Genomic DNA, 19,599 nt, shown 5'->3' on the forward strand with positions numbered 1-19,599 from the left:
TGGGCTCCGGCGTCGACGTCTACCAATTCCCGGGCCTGCGGGGCCAGCGCTTCCGCGCGGCCAGGACGAGCGCCGCGGCGAGCGCGGCGAGCGCCGGCGGAGCGCTCGGGCCGCCCTCGCCGGCCGCGCAGGCGCACCCGCGCGGGCTTGCGGCCACGCGCGCGAAGGCCGGCGCGACCTGCCTGCCGTCGAGCGCGGCGCCCTCGCCGGAGGTGATGAAGCCAGCCCACGCGTGCGGGTGCGGGCGCTCACGCCGGATCTCGAGCTGCGCCGACCGCAGCGCCTCGCTGCGCCCTCCGCCGCGCGCGAGCGCCGCGTAGTACGACGTCATGAGATCCCGCGTTGCCATGTCGCCGACCTTCCACAGGCTCATCACCTGCGTCTCCGCCCCGGCGAGGAGCAGCGCGCGGCGGAGCCCGTAGACCCCGTCGCCGCGCGGCACCTCGCCGAGGCCGGTCTCGCAGGCCGAGAGCACCACGAGCTGGGTCCCGTGGAGGTCCAGCGAGGAGATCTCGAGCGCGGTCAGGATGCCGTCGTCCTCGTCCGAGCTGCTCCGCCGCGCGTTCGCGCCGGCCAGCGCCAGGCCCGAGCGCAGGAGCGGGTTCTCGCGAAAGGCGGGGCCCTCGATCGCGGCGCCGCGGGTGCCCGCCGGATCGGCCGGGGAGCCCTGGTCCGGGAGGAAGAAGCCGTGCGTCGCGATGTGCAGCACGCGCGGCCGCTGCGCCCGCTTGAGGGCCTCCTCGGTGGCTGACGGGCCTGTCAGGACCGTCGCGCTGGCCAGCGCGCTCCGCACCGCCTCCGCCTCGCGCTCCGTGCCCGGCAGAGGCGGGAAGCGCGCCCCGGCCAGCTCGGCGGAGCGCAGCCCGCGCGTGGCGTCGTCGTCCGGCGCGAGCTCCGAGGGGCTGCCGAACGCGGGATCGGCGATGACCAGCACGCCTCCACGCGGCGCTCCGGCCTGCGGCGCTCCGGCCTGCGGCGCCACGGCGCCCGCGGCGCGCAGCAGATCTCGCCCGCTGGTCAGGTAGGTGAACGAGGCGCGCTCGATGAGATAGCCGCCCTCCTCGTCGACGAGCGCGGCGAACGGCACGAGGTTCAGCGCGCCGTCCGGGCTGAGGAGCAGCCAGCGCGCGGGTCCGAGGGCGCCCCGGATCGGCTGCATCACGAGCGCGTCGAGGCGGCGCGCGCGCTCCCGGGGGTCTCGCTCCGGGTTCGAGAGGTCCCGCGAGAGCTCCGCGGCCGCCGCGTCGATGGCGGCGGCGTCGCCGAGATCCACCCCCGTGACGTCCCCGCGCCGCCCGACGACATACGCCGCGTAGCGAGGCTTGCCCCACGTGGGCCGCACCGGCGGCCCGAACGGGTCGTGGGGCCGGTACTGGACGATCTCGACGAGCGCCGCCCCGTCCGGGATCGCCGCCTGCACGGCCTCGACGGTGATCGGCGGCTCCTTCGCGTCCGCCGGGCGCGCGGCGCGCGTCCGCGCGGCGAGCTGGAACTCGAGCCGCTGGCGCTCGGCCTCGAGCTGCTCCACCTCGCGCTGGTGCTCCTCGGCGGGGAGGTCGATCGGGCCGCGCGTGATCGCGGTGGACAGCTTCGCGTCGAGCTGCGTGAGGGCGCCGAGGAGCGCCCGGCCCTCGGCGTCGAGGCTCCGCCGCAGCGACGCGAAGCTCTCGGCGATGGCGTCGAGCGCGAGCCCCTTGCGCCGGAGGATCGACCGCAGGGCGAGCCGCGCCGCGGCCTGGTCGCGCGGGGCACCCTGGAGGTGCAGCGAGAGGGTCGCGTCGGTGTCGCGCTGGACGAGGCCCATGTACAGGCGCTTCTGCCGCTCGGAGCCCCTCGCCAGGTTGGCCCGGGCGCTCCGGTCCTGGAGGCCGGCGGCCCGCTCGCGCGTCCGCACGGCGACGGCGGTCCGGCCCTGCGCGACGTGCAGGTTCGCGAGGTGCCCCAGCGCGCGGACGATGGCCGGGTGATCCGGCGCGAAGAGCCGCTCGCGGATCACAAGCGCCTGGAGGAGCAGCGCCTCCGCCCCGGGATCGCCTTTGCGGGTGAAGAGCACGCCGAGCTCCTCCAGCAGATCGGCGCGCACCGCGCTCTGCGCCGGGAGCGCGGGATCGAGCCGCGGGCGCAGGTCGAGGAGGCGCCGCTCGGCCTCCTCGACCTGCCCGCGCCGCAAGGAGAGCTGCGCCGCGCGCAGATCCGGGATCGCGTAGGCCCACCCCGAGCCGCCGGTGGCCTCCCTGAGGATCACGCGCATCCTGTCGAGCGCCTCCGCGAAGGAGCGCAGCGCGCGCCGCTCCAGGTACAGCCGCGCGAGCGAATCGACGGCATAGAACTCACCCCAGCCCTGGAGGAGCGGCTGGGCTCGCTTCAGGAGCTCCTCGGCGCTCTGGAGGTCCCCGAGGTCCAGGTAGACGTTGCCGAGCCGGGCATAGAGCATCCCTTCGTCGTTGAAGGAGGGCTGCTCGCGCGTCAGCCCCCGCACCAGCAGCGCCTCGGCGCGCGCGTAGTCGCCGTAGCCGAGGTAGAAATGCGCGAGCTCGCTATCGACCCCGGAGGTGCCCTCCAGCAGCGCGAAGTACCTGTCGGCGAGGGCGGCGCCCTCGGCCAGATCGTCTCTCTCCACGGCCGCTCTCCAGCGCCCGTGGGCCGCGGCGACATCCTCGCTCGCCGGCTCGGCGGGGCTCGGCTGCGCGGCGATCGGCGCGGGCCGGGCCGCCGAGACGAGCGCCGCCACGGCGAGCGCGAGGAGCCGCGCGCGGCGGCGTGCGCCGCGCGACGTCGGCGACCCGGGCGAGGCGCGTTCTACCGAGCGGCGGGAGCGAGGATCGATGTCGCGGTCGGCGCGCTCGGGGCGGCGGGGTGGCATCGCGGAGCAGCGTAATCTGCCCCTGCGCGCCTCGTCGACCGTTCGGCTAGGCTCGCCGCCCTCGTCGCCCATGCTCCGCTCTCGACTGATGATCCTCGCCGCCGCGGTCCTCTGGTCCACCGGAGGGGCGGCCATCAAGCTGATCTCCCTCGACGGGTGGCAGGTCGCCTCGGCCCGCGCGTTCATCGCGGCGCTCGCGCTGGGCCTGGCCATGCCGGGCGCGCGCCGCCTCCCCTCGTGGCGCACGCTCGGCGTCGCGGCGATCTACGCCGCCGTCATGGTGCTGTTCGTGCAGGCCACCAAGCTGACGACGGCGGCGAACGCGATCTTCCTTCAGTCGACCTCGCCCGTGTACGTCCTCTTGCTCAGCCCCTGGCTGCTGGGCGAGCGGCCCTCGCGCGGCGAGAGGATCGCGGCCCCCATCTTCATCCTGGGACTCGCGCTCTTCTTTCTGGATCAGCTCTCCGCGGGGCAGCTCCTCGGCAACGCCCTGGCGCTCCTCTCCGGGCTCGCGTTCGCGCTGTGCATCATGAGGTTCCGCGCCGCTCCGGACGACAACCCCGCGGTGCTCGTCTGGGGCAACGTCCTCGCGTGGCTCGGCGCGCTGCCGATGGCCCTGGGCGGCGCGGCCCGCCCGGGGCTCGTCGACCTCGGGCTCCTCGTGTTCCTCGGCGCGGTGCAGATCGGCGTGGCGACCGCCCTGTTCAGCCGCGGCATGCGCCACACGCCGGCCGTCGAGGCCTCGCTGCTGGTGCTCCTGGAGCCGGTGCTCAACCCGGTCTGGGCGCTCCTCCTCGTCGGGGAGCGCCCCGGGATCTGGTCGACGGTGGGCGGCGCTGTCCTCCTCGGCGCCACCGCCTGGCGGGTCCTGATGGCAGCGCGCGCCACGCCGCAGCGAGCGCCGGCGCCGAGCAGAGGAGGATGAACGTCGAGGCGTGAACGCCGACGCGTGAACGCCGACGCGTGAACGTCGACGGGAGAGAGGAGGCTCGATCCTGGCTGGATCAGGCCCGCCGCGGGGCGCGGCGAGCCGCTGGGACGGCGTCGCGGCCGCCTCGCGCGGCCGCGGCGCGCCTCACTTCGCCTCGACCTTCACGTTGGCGTTCGCCTTGAAGCTCGCCTTCCCGCCCGCGCCGCCGCCGCTGTCGTCGTCCGCGGGCACGGTCGCCTTCAGCTCGAACGACGGCGGGGTGTTGGGATCGCACTCCGGCGGCGGCCCGAACCCGTCGGCGTTGAACTTCCACGCGAGCGACCCCGAGGCCGACGGATCCTTCCGGATCGCCTTGATCTCCACCTCGTGCTCCCCCGCGCGCGCCGGCGTGCAGTACGAGAGCAGGTAGAAGCGCTTCATGTGCGCCTCGATCTTCGCCGCGATCTTGTCGAACGACTCCTTGACCTTCGCCTGATCCGCCGCGAGCTCGGTCCCGTCGCGCCCGATCTCGTCGAGGCGCGCCTTCTCGATCTCGGCGCCGACGCCGACGACGAAGATCTGGTAGTTCTCGTACTCTTCCTTCTTGAGCTCGTTCAGCATGTCCTCGCGGCTCACGCGGTTCGCGCGATCGGTGCCGTCCGAGAAGACGACGAGCGTGCCGAACTTGAGGGGGCGCCGGTCCTTGTCGAGCTGCTTCTTGAGCTCCCGGATGCCCTCCACCACGCCGCCGTGGAGGTTCGTCGACGTGTCCTTCGGCTTGTAGCTCCGGAGCCCCTCGAGCCCGCCCTCGACCGAGCCCTGCGCCTCGGTGAACGGCACCACCGAGTGGATTTTTACCTCGCCGTCGAACGCATAGACGCCGACCTTCTGGCTCTTGCCCACCCGATCGCTGAACGACTGCGCGGCGTCGACGAGGGCGTCGGCCTGACCCGACTCGGTGATGCTGCCGCTCATGTCGACGAGCAGCATCGTGTACATGACCGCCGCGACCTCGGGGTTCTGGATGGTCTGCTTGCTCTCGAACTTCGAGACGATCTCGCCGTCCTCGTAGATCTCGAAGTCCTCGGCCGTGAGGCCGCCCACCGGCTCGTCCTCGCCGGCATCGACGCTGAAGAACACCCAGACGTTGTTCGGCTTCTTCTGGGCGGAGTTGATCCGGGTCACCCGCAGCCCGCCGCCGCACGCCACGCTCGACAGAGCGAACAGGGCGGCGAGCAGGATCCGGAACGCTGGAGAACAAAGGAGGATTTTCACGCGCGCGATTAGCGCGCATCGGACGCCGCGATGTCAATTCGCTGCCGCAGGCGGCCCCTCTCCCGCGGCCGCCCCGCCGGGCGGGCGCGGCCGCGCGGCCGCGCCCGCGGGGGGGGAGGGCGGCACCCCACACCCCGAGGCGCCGGCCGCGCCGCGCGCGGCGGCCCCGCGCGGCCTCGCCAGACGCGCCGTCCGCGCGGTCGCCTCGCCGATCGTGCAGGGAGGCGCTCGCGCTGGTTTACTCCGGGAGGGAGACCGCCGTACATAGCCCCGTGCGCGTCGAAAACCGCGCGCGTCGCCCCCGGGCGCTCAGCGAGTTGGTCTCCCCGGGCGGATTTCCGTTACCCTGTCGCCGCATGGCACGCATCCTGATCGTCGAGGACTCGCCGGCAATGCGAGCGTACATCCGCTCGACGCTGGAGGACCGCGTGCTGGGGCTCGCGGGCGACGTCGACATCGTGGAGGCCGTGAACGGCTTCGACGCGCTCCGGCTCCTGCCGCGCGGCGCGTTCGACCTCGTGATCACCGACATCAACATGCCCGACATCAACGGGCTCGAGGTGATCCGCTTCGTCCGGCAGAGCGACCGCTACCGGCACGTCGCGATCCTCATCATCTCCACGCAGGCGACCGAGCGAGACATCCAGCGCGGGCTCCGCCTCGGCGCCGACCGCTTCCTCCCGAAGCCGTTCACGCCGGAGGCCCTGCGCGACGCGGTGGTCGCGAGCCTCGAGGCGCGGGCCGACGCGCCGCAGGCCGGCGCCTCCCCGTCCGCTGACGGCGCCCACGGCGCCGACGATCGCGCCTCCGCTGCCTCCCCGCGCGCGGAGGAGCCCGCGGCCCGCACCAAGCAGCCCGGCTCCGGCCAGGGAGGCGGCGGCTGATGGTCGACAGCGGCGATCGGGCGCGCGAAGAGTTCTTCTCGGAAGCGCAGGAGATCGTCGAGGGGCTCGGGCGCGACCTCCTCGCGCTCGACGAGGCGGTGCGGACCAACAAGGTCGACCCCGACGTCATCAACGACGTCTTCCGCGCCGTGCACACCCTGAAGGGGCTCGCCGGGCTCTTCGGCGCGACCCGGATGGCCACCCTGTCGCACGAGCTCGAGGAGCTGCTCGACAACCTCCGCCTCGGGCGCATCGAGATCAGCGCGTCGGTCCTCGACCTCCTGTTCCGCAGCGTCGAGCTCTACGGGCGCATCCTCCAGAACGAGAAGGACGGGCGCGACGCGCCGATGCCCGAGGTCGACGACCTCCTGCGCCAGCTGCACCAGGACGCGGGCCCGAGCGCGGCCGGCCTCCCCGACGACAACTACGATCTCGATCCGGGGCTGCTCTCCGTGCTCACCGAGTACGAAGAGCACCGGCTGCGCACGAACATCGCGAGCGGGATGACCCTGTTCCGGCTCCGCGTGCAGTTCCACCTCGCCACGATCGATCAGGCCCTCGACGACCTGAAGATCACCGCGAAGCCGTACGGCGAGATCATCACCTACCTGCCGACCGGCGCGGGCGCGGACCAGGACTCGATCGAGCTCGACATCCTGATGGCCTCGCGCGCGCCGCTCGAGGAGCTCCAGCGCGCGCTGCACCAGGCCGGCGCCGCCGTCGAGGAGATCCCGCGGCGCAACAACAACGGCCACGGCCGGGTCGCCCCGCCGGGCATGCCGTCGATGTCCGCGGCGCTCCGGGGCGGCGCGCCGACCGGCGTGTCGCGGGCCGTCGACCTGACCGGCTCGATGTCGGCGGCGAGCCCGCCGTCGAGCGCGCGCGGCAACCGCAAGGGGGAGCTCAGCTCCATCCGCTCCGTCGCGCAGACGGTGCGGGTCGACATCCACAAGCTCGACCGGCTGATGAACATCGTCGGCGAGCTCGCCCTCGTCCGCTCCGCGCTCGGCCGCCTCGTCGAGCGGCTCCGCGCGGCGCCCACCGAGCGCGAGCTCTCCCTCGACCTCCACAGGCTCCAGCGCACGTTCGACCGGCACCTCGCCCAGATGCAGGCGGGCATCCTCGAGGTCCGGATGGTCCCGCTCGGGCAGGTCTTCGACAAGCTCGCGCGCGTCGTCCGCCAGATCAGCCGCGACGCCGACAAGCTCGTGAACCTCGTCATCACGGGCGCCGAGACCGAGGTCGACAAGCTCATCGTCGAGGAGCTCAGCGACCCGCTCATGCACATGATGCGCAACGCCATCGACCACGGCATCGAGTCGAAGAGCATGCGCGAGGCGGTGGGCAAGCCGGCGGTCGGCACGATCGCGCTGAACGCCTTCCAGAAGGGCAACCACGTCGTCATCGAGATCGAGGACGACGGCAAGGGCATCGACGTCGACAAGCTGCTCGACGCCGCCCTGCGCCGCGGCGTCATGACGCCGGAGGACGCGCGGACGACGAGCTACCGCGAGGTGCTGAACCTCATCTTCCAGCCGGGCATCTCGACCAAGACCGACGTCAGCGAGATCTCGGGGCGCGGCGTCGGGATGGACGTCGTGAAGACGAACATCAGCAAGCTCGGCGGCGTCATCGACGTGCACAGCGAGCCCGGCATCGGCACCAAGATGACGGTCACGCTGCCGATCACGCTCGCGATCATCAGCGCGCTCATCGTCCGGGTCGCCGACCGGCTGTTCGCGATCCCGCTGACCAACGTGCAGGAGGCGGTCGCGCTCGACGAGGCCACGGTGCGCCAGATCGACGGCCGCGAGATGATCACGCTGCGCAACAGCACGCTCCAGCTCTGCTACCTGGCGCGGCTCTTCGGCCTGAACGAGGAGGAGGAGCTCAGCGCGCGCATCGCCGGCCTGCTCGGCGGCGCGCGCGGCGGATCGGCGGCGCGCGCCGCGGTGGGCGGCGGGCGCCGGGGCGACGGCGGCCGCGCGACGCTCGGGCTCCAGGGGGGCAGCAAGCGCAAGTACATCGTCGTCGCGTCGGTCGGCGCGCGGAGGCTGGGCCTCGTCGTGAGCACGCTCATCGGGCAGCAGGACGTCGTGATCAAGGCGCTCGGCCCGTCGCTCTCCTCGGTGCGCGGCTTCTCCGGCGCCACCGAGCTCGGCGACCAGCGCATCGCGCTCGTCCTCGACGCCCCCGCGCTCATCGAGGAGATCCTCCACGGCGGGGACCGGCAGCGCAGCGATCCGCGGAGCACCCATGGCTAACCTCACCCGAAGGCCCGCCCGGATACCGGTCTCGAAGCGGAACTCGCGCGCGCAGGCGAGCGGCCCGCGGACCGAGTACCTCGCGTTCACGCTCGCGGGCGACACCTACGCCGCGCCCGTCTCGCTCGTGCGCGAGATCCTGAAGCCGCCCCCGCTCACCCCGGTGCCGCGCGCGCCGGACTCGACGATGGGCATCGTCAGCGTGCGCGGGCAGCTCGTCACCGTCATCGATCTGCGGCGGCGGATGCGGCTGCACGAGAGCGCGGCGCAGCGGCGGGCGCGCATCCTGCTCGTCGACGCGGCGAACGGCGAGACGCTCGGCCTCTTCGTCGACGAGGTCCAGCAGGTCTACCGGCTCGCCGACGCCGAGATCGAGCACGCCGCGACGGCGCTCGGGGGGGACGTGGCGGGCTACATCGCCGGCATCGCCCGGCCCATGCACGGGGCGAGCGCGTCGGATGGCACCCAGGGCGAGGCGCAGCCGCGCGTCATCATCCTGCTCGACCTGCAGGCCATACTCGCGTCCTAACGGACGATTCGTCCGCGCCCGGGCGGCTCGTAGAGCCCGGGCGCTCGGAGGCTCAGATGCCGTTGACTGGAGAGCGCAGCCGTCCCGACCCGCAGAAGAGCCTCGTCGGCTTTGTGGTCGGCGACGTCCACTACGCGATCGACATCACGCGGGTCCGCGAAATCGTGAATCCGCTCGAGGTGACCACGCTGCCGCACACGCCCCCCGAGGTCGCCGGCGTCGCGAACCACCGCGGCGAGGTGGTGCCGGTCATCGAGCTCCGCGTGCGCTTCGGGCTGCCCCCGGTCGATCCGACCCGCAGCACCAAGTGGATCCTTGTCGACGTGGGGACGCATACGGTGGGGCTCGTGGTCGACGCGGTGACGGAGGTCTTCGGGACGAGCGGCGATTACCGGCCGACGCCGCCGGTGGGCGGCAGCAGCGATCTGCGCGGCATCACGGGGGTGACGACCCACGACGAGCGGATGATCTTCGTGCTCGACGTCGGGCGCTTCATCGAGCTCGCCCTCGCGCTCGCCGCGTCGGGCGCCCTCCTGGAGGCCCCGTGAGCCGCGCGTTCGACGATCTGGGTCCGTTCGAGGGCCCGCGCGCGGGCGACGCGGGCTCCTGGCCGGCCGAGCCCGAGTCCATCTCGCCCAGCGTGCGGAGCACGCCGATGCCGATCGCCGTCATCGCCGCGGCGCTCTCCGCGGACGACGCCGAGGAGCGCCGCCAGGCGGCCGCGCGGCTCGGCAGGGCCGACGTCGTCGAGGCGTTGCCGCTGCTGCTCCGCGCGCTCGGCGATCCCGACTGGCGCGTCCGCAAGGAGGCGACCTACGCCTGCCACCGGCTGATCCAGGCCGCGCCCGCCTCTGCGCCGGCGCAGGCCGCCGAGGGGGAGCGGCCGGCGTCGCCCGGCGCCGGCGTGGAGGGCGAGCGGCCGTCGGCCCCGCAGCTCCTCGTCGAGGCGCTCCTCGACGCGCTTCAGAAGAGCGAGGACGTCGGCCTCAGGAACGCGGCCATCGAGGTGCTCGGCTACTGCGGCCGCGACGCCACGCCGGCGCTCGTCGACGCGCTCGGCGCGCTCGCGGGGGACGAGCGCAAGCTCGTCGTCGACGCGCTCGGCCGCACGCGCGACCCGGCGGCGCTCGACCCGCTCTACGCCGCGCTCGCCGAGCAGGACGACAACCTGCGGCAGAGCGCGATCGAGGCGATCGCCGGGATGGGGCTCATCGCGCGCGAGCGGGTGACGGACATCCTGTACGAGCGGCTCTCCGATCGGGATCGCTTCGTGCGGCTGACCTCGCTGAACGGGCTGAACGGGCTCGAGGCGCCGGTGCCGTGGCGGGTGCTCTCGTCGCTCATCGACGACCCGATCCTCCGGCCGGCGGCGCTGGTCGCCGCGGCGCTCGCGGAGAGCCCGGAGGCGCCGCGTGCGCTCTGCGCGGCGCTCGCGACGGCGCGGGGCGGCGCGTTCGCGCAGCTCGTCCGGGCGCTCGCGCGGCTCGCCGAGGGGCCGCTCGCGTCGCACGCGGTGGACGCGCTCCGGGCGGCGCCGCCCGAGGTGGGCGCCCGCCTCGTGCAGGCCGCCTCCGCCGCGCCGGGCTCGGGCGGCGCGGAGCCCCCGTCGTGGCGCGGCGGAGGCGCGGATCCGGTGAGCGGGCGCGCCCAGGCGCTCTTGCTCGCGGCGATGGCGCGCGCCCCGGGCGCGGCCGACGCCGCGGTGCAGGCCATGATCGAGCCCGCGCTCGTCGAGACGGCGCAGCGCGCGCTGGGGCTGCTCGGCGCGGAGGCGCTGCCCGCGGTGCTGTCCTACCTCGAGCGCCACATCGATCCCGACCCGGATCTCTGGGAGGGCGTCGACGACGCGACGGCCGCGCTCCTCGACGGCGCCGTGGCGATCGCGGAGCAGGGCGGGCGCGAGGGCGCGCTCTCGGGCGAGCGGCCCGCGATCGACGCGACGCTCGCCGAGCTGCTCGGCGCGGTGCGGCGGTCGGTCCGGAGCCCCTCGACGCTCGTGGCGACCAGCGCGCTCTACGGGCTCGCGAAGATCGGGGCCGCTGTCGACTTCCCGCTCATCGTGTCGCAGACGCGCGCGATCTCGCTGCCGGTGGCGCGCGCGGCGGAGAGCGCGCTCGCGGGGCTCACGGAGCGCTACCCCGGGACGGCGCGCGAGCTCGCGCGCGGGCTCGCGCTGACGGAGGAGACCCACCTCGCGGCGGCGATCGTGATCGAGGCGCTCGGCGACGCGGAGCCGGAGGAGATCGCGTTCCTCACGAGCGCCGCGTCGGCGGGGGACGTGCGCGCGCGCCGCGCGGCCGTGACCGCGATCGCGGCGGCGGCGGGCGTCTCTGCGCTCGACGTGCTGAGCGTCTCCCTGGCCGACGAGGAGCGCGAGGTCCGGCTCGCCGCGGCGCGCGCGCTGGGCCGCCTGTACGCGTCGCTCCCGGACCGCGCGAGCGACGAGCGGGCGCGCGCGCGCGAGCTGCTCGGGCTGGTGCGCGCGTCGGGGGAGCCCGATCTCATCGCGGCCGCGGCGCAGGGGGGCGCGCCGTTCCGCTCGGATCCTCCCTGGGGCGACGCCGCGGAGCGGCTGAGCGCGCCCGGGGCGATCGACGGCGGTGAGGCCCCGGCGTCCCCCTCGGGGATGACCGGCGGGCCGCCGTCGGGGAAGGTGCTGTGAACCGGCGGCGGGACGACGAGATCCGCCTCTTGCCTGACGAGTTCCAGAGGCTGCGTGACCTGTTCAACAAGCACTGCGGGCTCCAGTTCGGGCCCGAGGCGCGCACGTCGATGGAGCGCCGGCTGCGCGAGCGGGTGGTCGAGCTCGGGCTCTCGTCGTTCGCGCAGTACTACGAGTACCTGCGCTTCCACAGCCGCGGGCGCGCCGAGCTCGACGAGGCGCTCGAGCTCATCACGGTCAACGAGACGTATTTCTTCCGCGAGGACTACCAGCTGCGCGCGCTCATGACCGAGCTCGTGCCCATGATCGTCAAGGCGGGGGGCGCCAGGGGCCGGCTGTCCATCTGGAGCGCGGGCTGCTCGACGGGCGAGGAGGTCTACTCGATCGCGATCGCCGCGCGGGAGTCGGGCGCCGCGGAGCGCCGTGAGGTCCGCATCTTCGGCAGCGACATCTCCCGCCGCTGCGTGATCGCGGCGCGCAGGGGGGTGTACGGCGCCTCGTCGTTCCGCGTGACGCCGCCCGAGCTCAAGCGGCGCTACTTCGTGGAGCGGCCGGACGGGTTCCACGTGGCGGACGAGCTGCGGACGCTCTGCCAGTTCGGCCACCTGAACCTGCTCGACTCGTCGCGCGCGGCGGTGGTCGGGCGCGTGGACGTCATCTTTTGCCGCAACGTCCTCATCTATCTGGACGAGGAGTCGCGGCGCCGCGTGATCGACATCTTCTACGAGCGCCTCTCGTCCGGCGGGTTCCTCCTGCTGGGCCACTCCGAGTCGCTCCTGAACGTCACGACCGCGTTCGAGCTCGTGCACCTTCGGGAGGATCTCGTGTACCGCAAGCCGGCGGCCACGCTGCGTCTGGGGATCCCGGAGATCTCGCCCGAGCGGGGCGGCCCGGAGCGGGGCGGCGGGGAGGAGGGCGGATGAGGCGCCGACGAAGTCGAGGCTGCGCAGGCGACGGTTGGTCCCATGGCGCTCCGGGTGGGGTAGAATGAACCTCCGGCGGAAGGTTTTGCGCTCATGACATTCGCTCCCCTGCGCGTGCTCGTCGTCGACGACTCCGCGTACAACCGGCGCAACATCGCCGAAATCTTGAGCGGAAGCGACGAGATCGAGGTCGTGGGCAAGGCCGGTGACGGCGACGACGCGCTCCGTCAAGCCGCGCAGCTCCGGCCGGACGCGATCACGCTGGATCTCGAGATGCCGCGCATGGACGGCTTCACCTTCCTCCGCATCCTGATGGCGAGGCAGCCGACGCCCGTCATCATCGTCTCGAGCTACAGCCACAAGGAGAACGTCTTCAAGGCGCTCGAGCTGGGCGCCGTCGACTTCGTGGCGAAGCCGGACCGGCAGTTCACGGCGGACGCGCAGATCCGGCGGGAGATCATCCAGAAGGTCCTGCTGGTGCGCTACCTCCGCCCCCGGTCTCCGATGCCCGCCGCGCCGGCCCCGGCGCGGCCGGCGCAGCCTGCGTCGCCGCGCGCGGTGCAGGAGTCGTCGCGGCTCGGCGTCTCGCTGCGCCACCTCGTGGCGGTCGGCTCGTCGACGGGCGGGCCCACGGCGCTCCTCGAGATCTTCAACCGGATCCCGGATCGTTTCCCCGGCGCGATCTTCATCGCGCAGCACATGCCGGACAAGTTCACCCGCACGTTCGCGGAGCGGCTCGATCGGAAGGGCGGCCTCCGGGTGGTCGAGGCGCAGAACGGCGAGCAGGTGGTGGCCCGCAAGGCCTATGTGTGCCCGGGTAGGATGTGCATGGAGATCGCGGTGACGCCGGGCAGCGGGGTCGGGTTGAGCGGCGACATCCGGATCCGGGTGGGGGCGCCGGCGCCTGGGGATCGGTACGTTCCGAGCGCGGACCGGCTGTTCCGGAGCGTGGCGCAGGTGGGCGGCAGCCGCGCGGTGGGCATCATCTTGACGGGGATGGGCGACGACGGGGTGAACGGCGCGCGGGCGGTCCGCGCGGCCGGGGGCACGGTGGTGGCCGAGAGCGAGGACTCGGCGGTGGTCTACGGCATGCCCGGGGCTGCGGTGCGGGCCGGCGTCGTGAACGAGAGCCTGCCCTTCACGGCGATCGGCGACTTCATCGCCTTGCTCTCCTGAGGTGGGCTGGGTTTCAGCGGGCTGCCAAAGTTGACCCCTCGGGCGCATCGTGAGACAGGTCGGTCCCTGACATGCGGATCCGACGCGCCGCACGCAGGCTTGTATGTCTTGGCTGGTTGGCCGCCCTCTCGGGCGTCGCTTTCGACGGCCTTGCGGCGCCTCCTTCGGAGGTAGCGGCGCCTGCGGCCGACGCGAAGAAGGCAGAGCCGGCGAAGGCCGACGCGAAGAAGGCGGAACCGGCGAAGGCTGAACCGGCGAAGGCCGATGCGGTGAAAGCTGAGCCGGCGAAGGCTGAGCCGGCGAAGGCGGAGCCTGCGAAGGCCGATGCGGTGAAAGCTGAGCCCGCGAAGGCGGAGCCGGCGAAGGCCGACGCGAAGAAGGACGGACCGGCCGAGGGCAAGGCGGAGAAGCCGGCGCCGGTCAGGGTGGCGGCCGTGTCGGGCGGGAAGGGCGGCGCGAAGAGCGCGGCCAAGGCGCCGGCGAAGGCCGCCGCGCGATCGAAGCCGTCGAAGAAGGGCGCGGCGAAGAACACGCGCAAGCCCGGGGAGCCGGGCGCGCCGGACGAGGCGGCGCGGCGGGTCATCGCCGGCACAGCGACGCCGGCGGGGGCGAGCACCGGCGAGTCGCCCGAGCTCCGCACGCTGCGCGCGATCGACCTGGCGCTGTTTCCCGGCGCGGCCCCGAGCGCCGGGCCCGCGTGGCCTGTCGACGGCACGCTCCTGCTCGGCGCGGGCGAGCCGCGCCTCGAGGTCTCCGGCCTGCCGCCCGCGGGCTTGCCCGCCCCGCTCGCGGAAGCGGAGGAGACCCGCGACATCTCCTGGCTGCGTCAGCTCGAGCTGCCCGAGATCCCTGTCCGCTGGGACGGCCGGGTGGTGCGCTACCTCGAGTACTACAAGGACGACCCGCGCGGCCGCTCCGCCGTGGTCACGTGGATCAAGAAGAGCGGCCGCTACGGCGCCGCCATCCGCCGCGTCCTCCGCGAGCAGGGGCTGCCGGAGGATCTCCTCTGGCTCTCGCTCGTCGAGAGCGGCTTCGACCCGACCATCCACTCCCCGGCCGGCGCGGCAGGCCTCTGGCAGTTCATGCCGGAGGGCGCGCGCATCTATGGCCTCACCGTCGACCGCTGGGTCGACGAGCGCCTGGATCCAGAGCGATCCACCTTGGCGGCGGCGCGGTACCTCTCGGATCTACGGCGGCGTTTCGGCGGCTGGGAGCTCGCGTTCGCGGCGTACAACATGGGGTACGGGGGGCTGCTCGCGTCGATCCGGAAGTACAACACGAACGACTTCTGGGAGCTGTCGCGGCTCGAGGCGGGGATGCCGCTCGAGACGGCGCTCTATGTGCCGAAGATCCTCGCGATCGCGATCGTGGCGCGGAACCCGGCGGTGTTTGGCTGCGACGACGTGGAGCTCGATCCGGCGGTGACGTTCGACAAGATCTCGCTGGGCTCCGGGGTGTCGCTGCAGGCGGTGGCGGCGGCCTCGGGCGCGGCGGCGCCGGAGATCGAGGCGCTCAACCCGCAGCTCGTGGCGAAGCGCACGCCGCCGTCGCCGGTGGACGCGAAGGAGCAGGCGCGCTGGGAGGTCCGGGTGCCCGCGGGGGCGGGGGCGCGCGCGGCGAAGTCGATGCCGAAGCTCCTGGAGCGCGAGCCGAAGCTCGAGCGTTACCTGGTCCGCTGGGGCGAGTCGCTCGACGACATCGCGACGTTCCGGGGGACGACGCGGTGGACGCTGCAGACGTTGAACGGCCTGCGGGCCGGCGAGCCGGTGCGTCCCGGGGCGCTGCTGTTCGTCCCGGCGGCGGAGGGCGTCGGGGCGGCAGCGGCCGAGCACCTGCTCGCGAGCGGCGCGCCGCTGTCGTCGGAGGGGAAGCCGGTCGTGGTGGTCCCGGCGCAGCGCTTCTCCTACGAGGGGCGCCGGCGGGTGTTCTATCGGGTGGTCGCGGGCGACGCGCTGCGGGATCTGGCGGCGGTGCTCTCGGTGACGCCCGACGAGATCTGCCGCTGGAACACCCTGGCGCCCGGGGCGTCGCTCCATGAGGGGATGACGCTCCAGCTGTTCGTCCCGAGGTCGCAGCGCCACGACGGCGTGTTCTTGCTCGACGAGGGCGGCGCGCGCGTCATCGAGGTCGGCTCGGAGGAGTTCTTCGCGCACTTCGAGGGGCTGAAGGGGCGGAAGCGCATCGAGATCGCGGTGCGAGAGGGGGATTCGTTCAGCAAGATCGCGAGCCGGTACGGCCTCAGCGTCGGCAGCCTGGAGCGGATCAACCAGCGCTCGCGGCGGAGCCCGCTGATGCCCGGGGATCGGCTGGTGGTGTACGTGCCGACCTCGCGACCGGACGACCCGGCGCCGGTCGAGCCGCGCGAGGATGAGGTCCGCGTGGCGTCGGCTCAGGCCGCGGGCGCGGTGGACGACGGCGACAAGGCGGCGGCCGAGCCGGTGAAGCCGGCGGTGCTGCTGACGCCGGTGGCGCCCGTCGAGGCGGGCGCGGCCGAGGGGAAGCCCGGCGGCGCGGGGGCGGCGGGCGCGGGCGACCTGGCCGGAGCGAGGCCGGAGGAGAAGAAGGCCGCCGAGGGCGAGAAGAAGCCGGCGGCGGGCGGAGGGGACGACAAGAAGCCCGCGGCGCGTGGCGCCGCCGAGCCGCAGCCGGCGGGGCGCGCCAAGGGGGCGCAGGACAAGGAGAAGCCCGCGTCTGGCGCTGGCACCGCGCTGTGAGGTCCGGGTGAGCTCGGGCTTCCAGGGGGCGAGACCCCCGCCTCGTGGTCTCAGGTCTTGCCAGAGGGCGTCGCCCCGGTCTCGTCTCGCCCGTGGACGCCGGCGGGCGGGCTCGTCGCCTCCACGGCGGTGAACGGTTCGATGATCTTGTAGACGTGCGACGCCCCCTTGGGCACCGTCCAGGAATCGCCCGGCTCGAGGCGCACCATCTGCCCCTCGATGAGCAGCTCGGCCCGCCCAGCGATGACGAACCCCACGGTCTCGTAATCCCGCGTGGTCGGCTGTTTGGCGTCGCCTGGCGGCTCGCGTTCCCAGAGCCGCATCGAGACCTGGATCCCGGAGGCCAGGTATTTTTGTCCCATCTGGCCTGTCGGAGAGCGGCCGGAGGAGACCTTCATGACGGTTGTGTCGCTCATGTGCGCCTCGCTTTCCTCCTCGGAGTGATCCGTCGGATCGGGCGACGAGCGTGGGTCCGGTCCTGGATGGATCGAATCGGGCTTCTCCCTCTTTCCTCGTCGGTTTTCTTCGTGCGTTCGTCCTTGCAGGGAACGTATCGCGCCAGGGAGATCTGCTGTAGGATGCCCGCACAGGAGGCTGTCCCGTGGACCTGGGGACCGGATGTCATGTCGCACGGGCGCGGGGGGTTGACGGATCGCGCGGCGCGAGCGCTGGGCGGCGGGGGCGTCGCGGGTGCGCCGTGGCTCGCCTCGCTCTGCCGGTCGCGGCCGTCCGTGCGCGCTCCGTGACGGCGGGGCGCGCCGCGCTTCCGGAAAGCCGATGATGCCCTCGCCGAAGAGCTCGACATTGCTCGCGTCCGGTGTGCTGATCGACAGGAAGTACCGGCTCCTGCGCCAGATCGGCGAGGGGGCGATGGGCGTGGTCTGGGCGGCGGTGAACGTGGCGACGGCCCGCGAGGTGGCGCTGAAGCTGATCCACCGGCCGGAGACCGAGTTCCGGCTGCGGCTGCAGCGCGAGGCGCGCAACTGCGGGGCGCTGCGGCACCGGAACGTCATCGACATCTACGACATGGGGGAGACCGAGGCCGGGGAGCCGTTCCTGGTGATGCAGCTGCTCACGGGGGAGACCGTGGCCGAGCTGCTCGCGCGGCGGCGCCGGCTCGACCCGCCCGTGGCGGCGTCGATCGGGCGAGACGTGGCGAGGGGGCTCGCGGCGGCGCACGCGATGCACATCATCCACCGCGATCTGAAGCCGGCGAACATCTTCCTGCACCGCGAGCCGGACATGGACGAGCCGGTGGTGAAGGTGCTCGATTTCGGGGTCGCCAAGAACCTCTCGGTCAACGACGGCCTGCACACGGTGCAGGGCGGCGCGGTCGGGTCGCCGCTCTACATGAGCCCGGAGCAGGTGAGGGCCGAGCCGAACGTCGATCACCGGGCCGACATCTGGGCGCTCGGCGTCGTGCTGTTCGAGATGCTGACGGGCATGCGCCCGTTCCAGGGGGACGCGCAGGCGGTGTTCATGGGGATCTTGACCGGCGAGATCCCCACCGTGTCCAAGTACCTGAGGCGGGTGGACCAGGGGCTCGTCGACCTGATCGCCCGCTGCATGCGCAGGGAGCGCGCGGACCGGATCGGCTCTGCGGCGGAGGTCGCGGCGCTGCTCGATCGGTACGCGGAGCGCGGCGCGGGTCCGGGCAGGGACGCGGCGCTGCGGCAGTCGTCGCCGGAGGGGCGGGGGGCGCCCCCGGACGAGGACGTGGACGGCGGCTGGGAGGAGTCGCAAGGCGGCACGGTGGCGCTCGCGGCGCACCCCGGGTCGGCGCTCGCGGCGCCGCCTGCGTCGGTGGCGCACCCCGGGTCGGCGCTCGCGGCGCCGCCTGCGTCGGTGGCGCAACCCGCGTCGGTGGTGAACCGGTCGGGGAGCGTCGAGGGGGGCGCGGGAGCGCTGCCGCTGGCGCTGCTCGGTGGGGGGCCGCGGGCCCCGGTTCCGGTGCAGGAGTCGCCAGAGGTGCACAGGTCGCTGGGGCAGGGGGCTGCGGGGCCAGCGTCGGGCATGAGCCGCGTGGCGGATGGGGGGCCAGCGTCGGGCGCCGGCCATGCGGCGGGCGCGGTCCCTCGGCGTCCGGGCAGCTCGGGCCAGCACCTGGCCGCGGCGTCCGTGGTGCGCGCGCTGCGGGAAGAGGACGTGGCGACCTTGCCCCTCACGCGGCGGAACGCGGATGCGGCCGGGGCCGCGGGGCCGCGCGCCGGGTCGGGGGCCTATCCGGCGGCGGGGCCTGCCGCCGCTGCGCCTCGGCCGCCGTCGGCGTCGGTGGCGGCGTTTGCAGCGCCGGAGCCGTCCCAGGCGAGCGCGGCGCCAGCCGCTCCGGTGCAGCCTGCGCCCGTGGCGGCGCCGCAGCAGGGCTCGTGGGCGATGACGGTGCGCATGAACGCGCCGCCGATGCCCGAGCCAGGGGCGGGGCCGGGCGGCCTCGGCCCTGCTGGCGCGCTGCCGCCCGGAGGCCTCGCGGCGCCGTCGAACTGGAGCTCGGCAGCGGCCGCGAGGCTCGGCCCGGAACCGGGCGCGAGCGCCTCGGACTCCAGGTCGGGCGCGTCCACGGCGACGGGCGCGCCGCGCCAGGCCGGGAGCTCGTCGACGACCCCGCTCGTCTCGAACCACCCGTCGGTCCATCAGGTCGGGGCGCACCAGGCCCAGGACGCTCAGGGGCGGGCCCCGCACGGCGGCGAACCGAGGCGCAAGCGTACGGCCGCGACGCTCGCGATCGTGGCTGCTGCGCTGTCGCTGATCGTCGTGGGGATGCTCATCTCGCTGAGGTCGCCGGAGACGTCCTCCGCCGCGCCGGAAGTGTCCGGGAGCGCGATGCCGTCGCTGGACCGCGCCGGAGGAGACACGGTCGCCCCGCCGGAGCGCGGGGGAGCCCCGCCGCGGACCGAGGAGCTCCCGGCGCAGGACCCCTCGGCGCCACCCGCGGAGGCGCCGCCTGGCTCCTCGGCGCTGGCGCCGCCTGGCTCCTCGGCGCTGGCGCCGCCTGGCTCCTCGGCGCTGGCGCCGCCCGTGCCCTCGGCGCCGAGCGCCCTTCCGGCGAGCAGCGCGGCCGGCGCGTCGGCGCCGGGCGGCGGCGCGGGCACGGCGCCGGGGACGGCGAGCGGCGCGAAGCCGGGCAGCTCGACGCTCGGGGCGCCTCCCGCGACATCGCAGCCCGCGAAGGCTGCTCCTGCGCCATCCGCGGCCTCGTGCGCTCATCTCCGGTTCTTGGCGAAGAAGCAGTGCGAGGCGAAGCTCAAGAAATAGACTCGGCCTCTCCGCGGCTCGGGCCGCCCCTCCCGAGATGACGTCACGGTAGCGCCGCGATTCCCGGGCAGCGACGACGTGGCCGCGATCACGTGCGATGAGCGCGTGCCCACACCGGAAGCGCCGGAGCCGGCTTCGCGCTCTGCG

At 74.0% G+C, this 19,599-nt stretch carries 13 protein-coding genes; 10 read left to right on the forward strand and 3 right to left on the reverse strand.

Going from position 1 to position 19,599, the window contains the following annotated elements:
* Nucleotides 1-19: 19 nt before the first annotated feature.
* On the reverse strand, nt 20-2,863 hold the full coding sequence (locus tag WMF11_RS08880) for a CHAT domain-containing protein (RefSeq protein WP_437977164.1): 2,844 nt from the start codon (nt 2,861-2,863) through the stop codon (nt 20-22).
* 70 nt (nt 2,864-2,933) lie between these two features.
* Here WMF11_RS08880 and WMF11_RS08885 point away from each other — a divergent pair, with 70 nt between their 5' ends.
* Complete coding sequence (locus WMF11_RS08885) at nt 2,934-3,788, forward strand: DMT family transporter (RefSeq protein WP_437977165.1); 855 nt, start codon at nt 2,934-2,936, stop codon at nt 3,786-3,788.
* A 150-nt stretch (nt 3,789-3,938) separates the two neighbouring features.
* On the opposite strand, the gene WMF11_RS08890 is transcribed toward WMF11_RS08885, so the two are convergent.
* Nucleotides 3,939-5,048, reverse strand: coding sequence for a VWA domain-containing protein (locus tag WMF11_RS08890; RefSeq protein ID WP_437977166.1), 1,110 nt, complete (start codon nt 5,046-5,048; stop codon nt 3,939-3,941).
* 356 nt (nt 5,049-5,404) lie between these two features.
* Here WMF11_RS08890 and WMF11_RS08895 point away from each other — a divergent pair, with 356 nt between their 5' ends.
* The 8 genes from WMF11_RS08895 to WMF11_RS08930 all read left to right on the forward strand — a co-directional run bounded on the left by WMF11_RS08895 (nt 5,405) and on the right by WMF11_RS08930 (nt 16,200).
* Nucleotides 5,405-5,932: a response regulator gene (locus tag WMF11_RS08895; protein WP_437977167.1), complete on the forward strand. Its 528-nt coding sequence runs from the start codon at nt 5,405-5,407 to the stop codon at nt 5,930-5,932.
* Complete coding sequence (locus WMF11_RS08900; protein ID WP_437977168.1) at nt 5,932-8,196, forward strand: chemotaxis protein CheA; 2,265 nt, start codon at nt 5,932-5,934, stop codon at nt 8,194-8,196. Before WMF11_RS08895 ends, WMF11_RS08900 begins: the two co-directional genes overlap by 1 nt.
* Complete coding sequence (locus WMF11_RS08905; protein ID WP_012234230.1) at nt 8,189-8,725, forward strand: chemotaxis protein CheW; 537 nt, start codon at nt 8,189-8,191, stop codon at nt 8,723-8,725. The genes WMF11_RS08900 and WMF11_RS08905 overlap by 8 nt, the downstream gene beginning before the upstream one ends.
* Nucleotides 8,726-8,781: 56 nt before the next feature.
* Entirely contained in the window at nt 8,782-9,273 is a 492-nt protein-coding gene (locus tag WMF11_RS08910) for a chemotaxis protein CheW (protein ID WP_012234231.1), read from the forward strand.
* Nucleotides 9,270-11,387, forward strand: coding sequence for a HEAT repeat domain-containing protein (locus WMF11_RS08915; protein ID WP_437977169.1), 2,118 nt, complete (start codon nt 9,270-9,272; stop codon nt 11,385-11,387). Before WMF11_RS08910 ends, WMF11_RS08915 begins: the two co-directional genes overlap by 4 nt.
* Nucleotides 11,384-12,310 (forward strand): CheR family methyltransferase, encoded by a 927-nt coding sequence (locus WMF11_RS08920; protein ID WP_437977170.1) that lies wholly within the window; start codon nt 11,384-11,386, stop codon nt 12,308-12,310. The genes WMF11_RS08915 and WMF11_RS08920 overlap by 4 nt, the downstream gene beginning before the upstream one ends.
* Nucleotides 12,311-12,403: 93 nt before the next feature.
* On the forward strand, nt 12,404-13,486 hold the full coding sequence (cheB, locus tag WMF11_RS08925) for a chemotaxis-specific protein-glutamate methyltransferase CheB (RefSeq protein WP_012234234.1): 1,083 nt from the start codon (nt 12,404-12,406) through the stop codon (nt 13,484-13,486).
* Between the two features lie 329 nt (nt 13,487-13,815).
* The gene (locus tag WMF11_RS08930; protein ID WP_437908034.1) at nt 13,816-16,200 is read left to right on the forward strand and encodes a transglycosylase SLT domain-containing protein; all 2,385 of its coding nucleotides are present in this window, start codon (nt 13,816-13,818) and stop codon (nt 16,198-16,200) included.
* A 50-nt stretch (nt 16,201-16,250) separates the two neighbouring features.
* Here the strand turns inward: WMF11_RS08930 and WMF11_RS08935 are convergent, their stop codons facing one another.
* Nucleotides 16,251-16,616 (reverse strand): cupin domain-containing protein, encoded by a 366-nt coding sequence (locus tag WMF11_RS08935; protein WP_437551027.1) that lies wholly within the window; start codon nt 16,614-16,616, stop codon nt 16,251-16,253.
* Between the two features lie 361 nt (nt 16,617-16,977).
* On the opposite strand from WMF11_RS08935, the gene WMF11_RS08940 reads away from it, so the two are divergent.
* Complete coding sequence (locus tag WMF11_RS08940) at nt 16,978-19,452, forward strand: protein kinase domain-containing protein (RefSeq protein ID WP_437977171.1); 2,475 nt, start codon at nt 16,978-16,980, stop codon at nt 19,450-19,452.
* Nucleotides 19,453-19,599 lie beyond the last annotated feature (147 nt).

The sequence above is a fragment of the Sorangium sp. So ce295 genome (assembly GCF_051527405.1).
Taxonomy (GTDB): domain Bacteria; phylum Myxococcota_A; class Polyangia; order Polyangiales; family Polyangiaceae; genus Sorangium; species Sorangium cellulosum_B.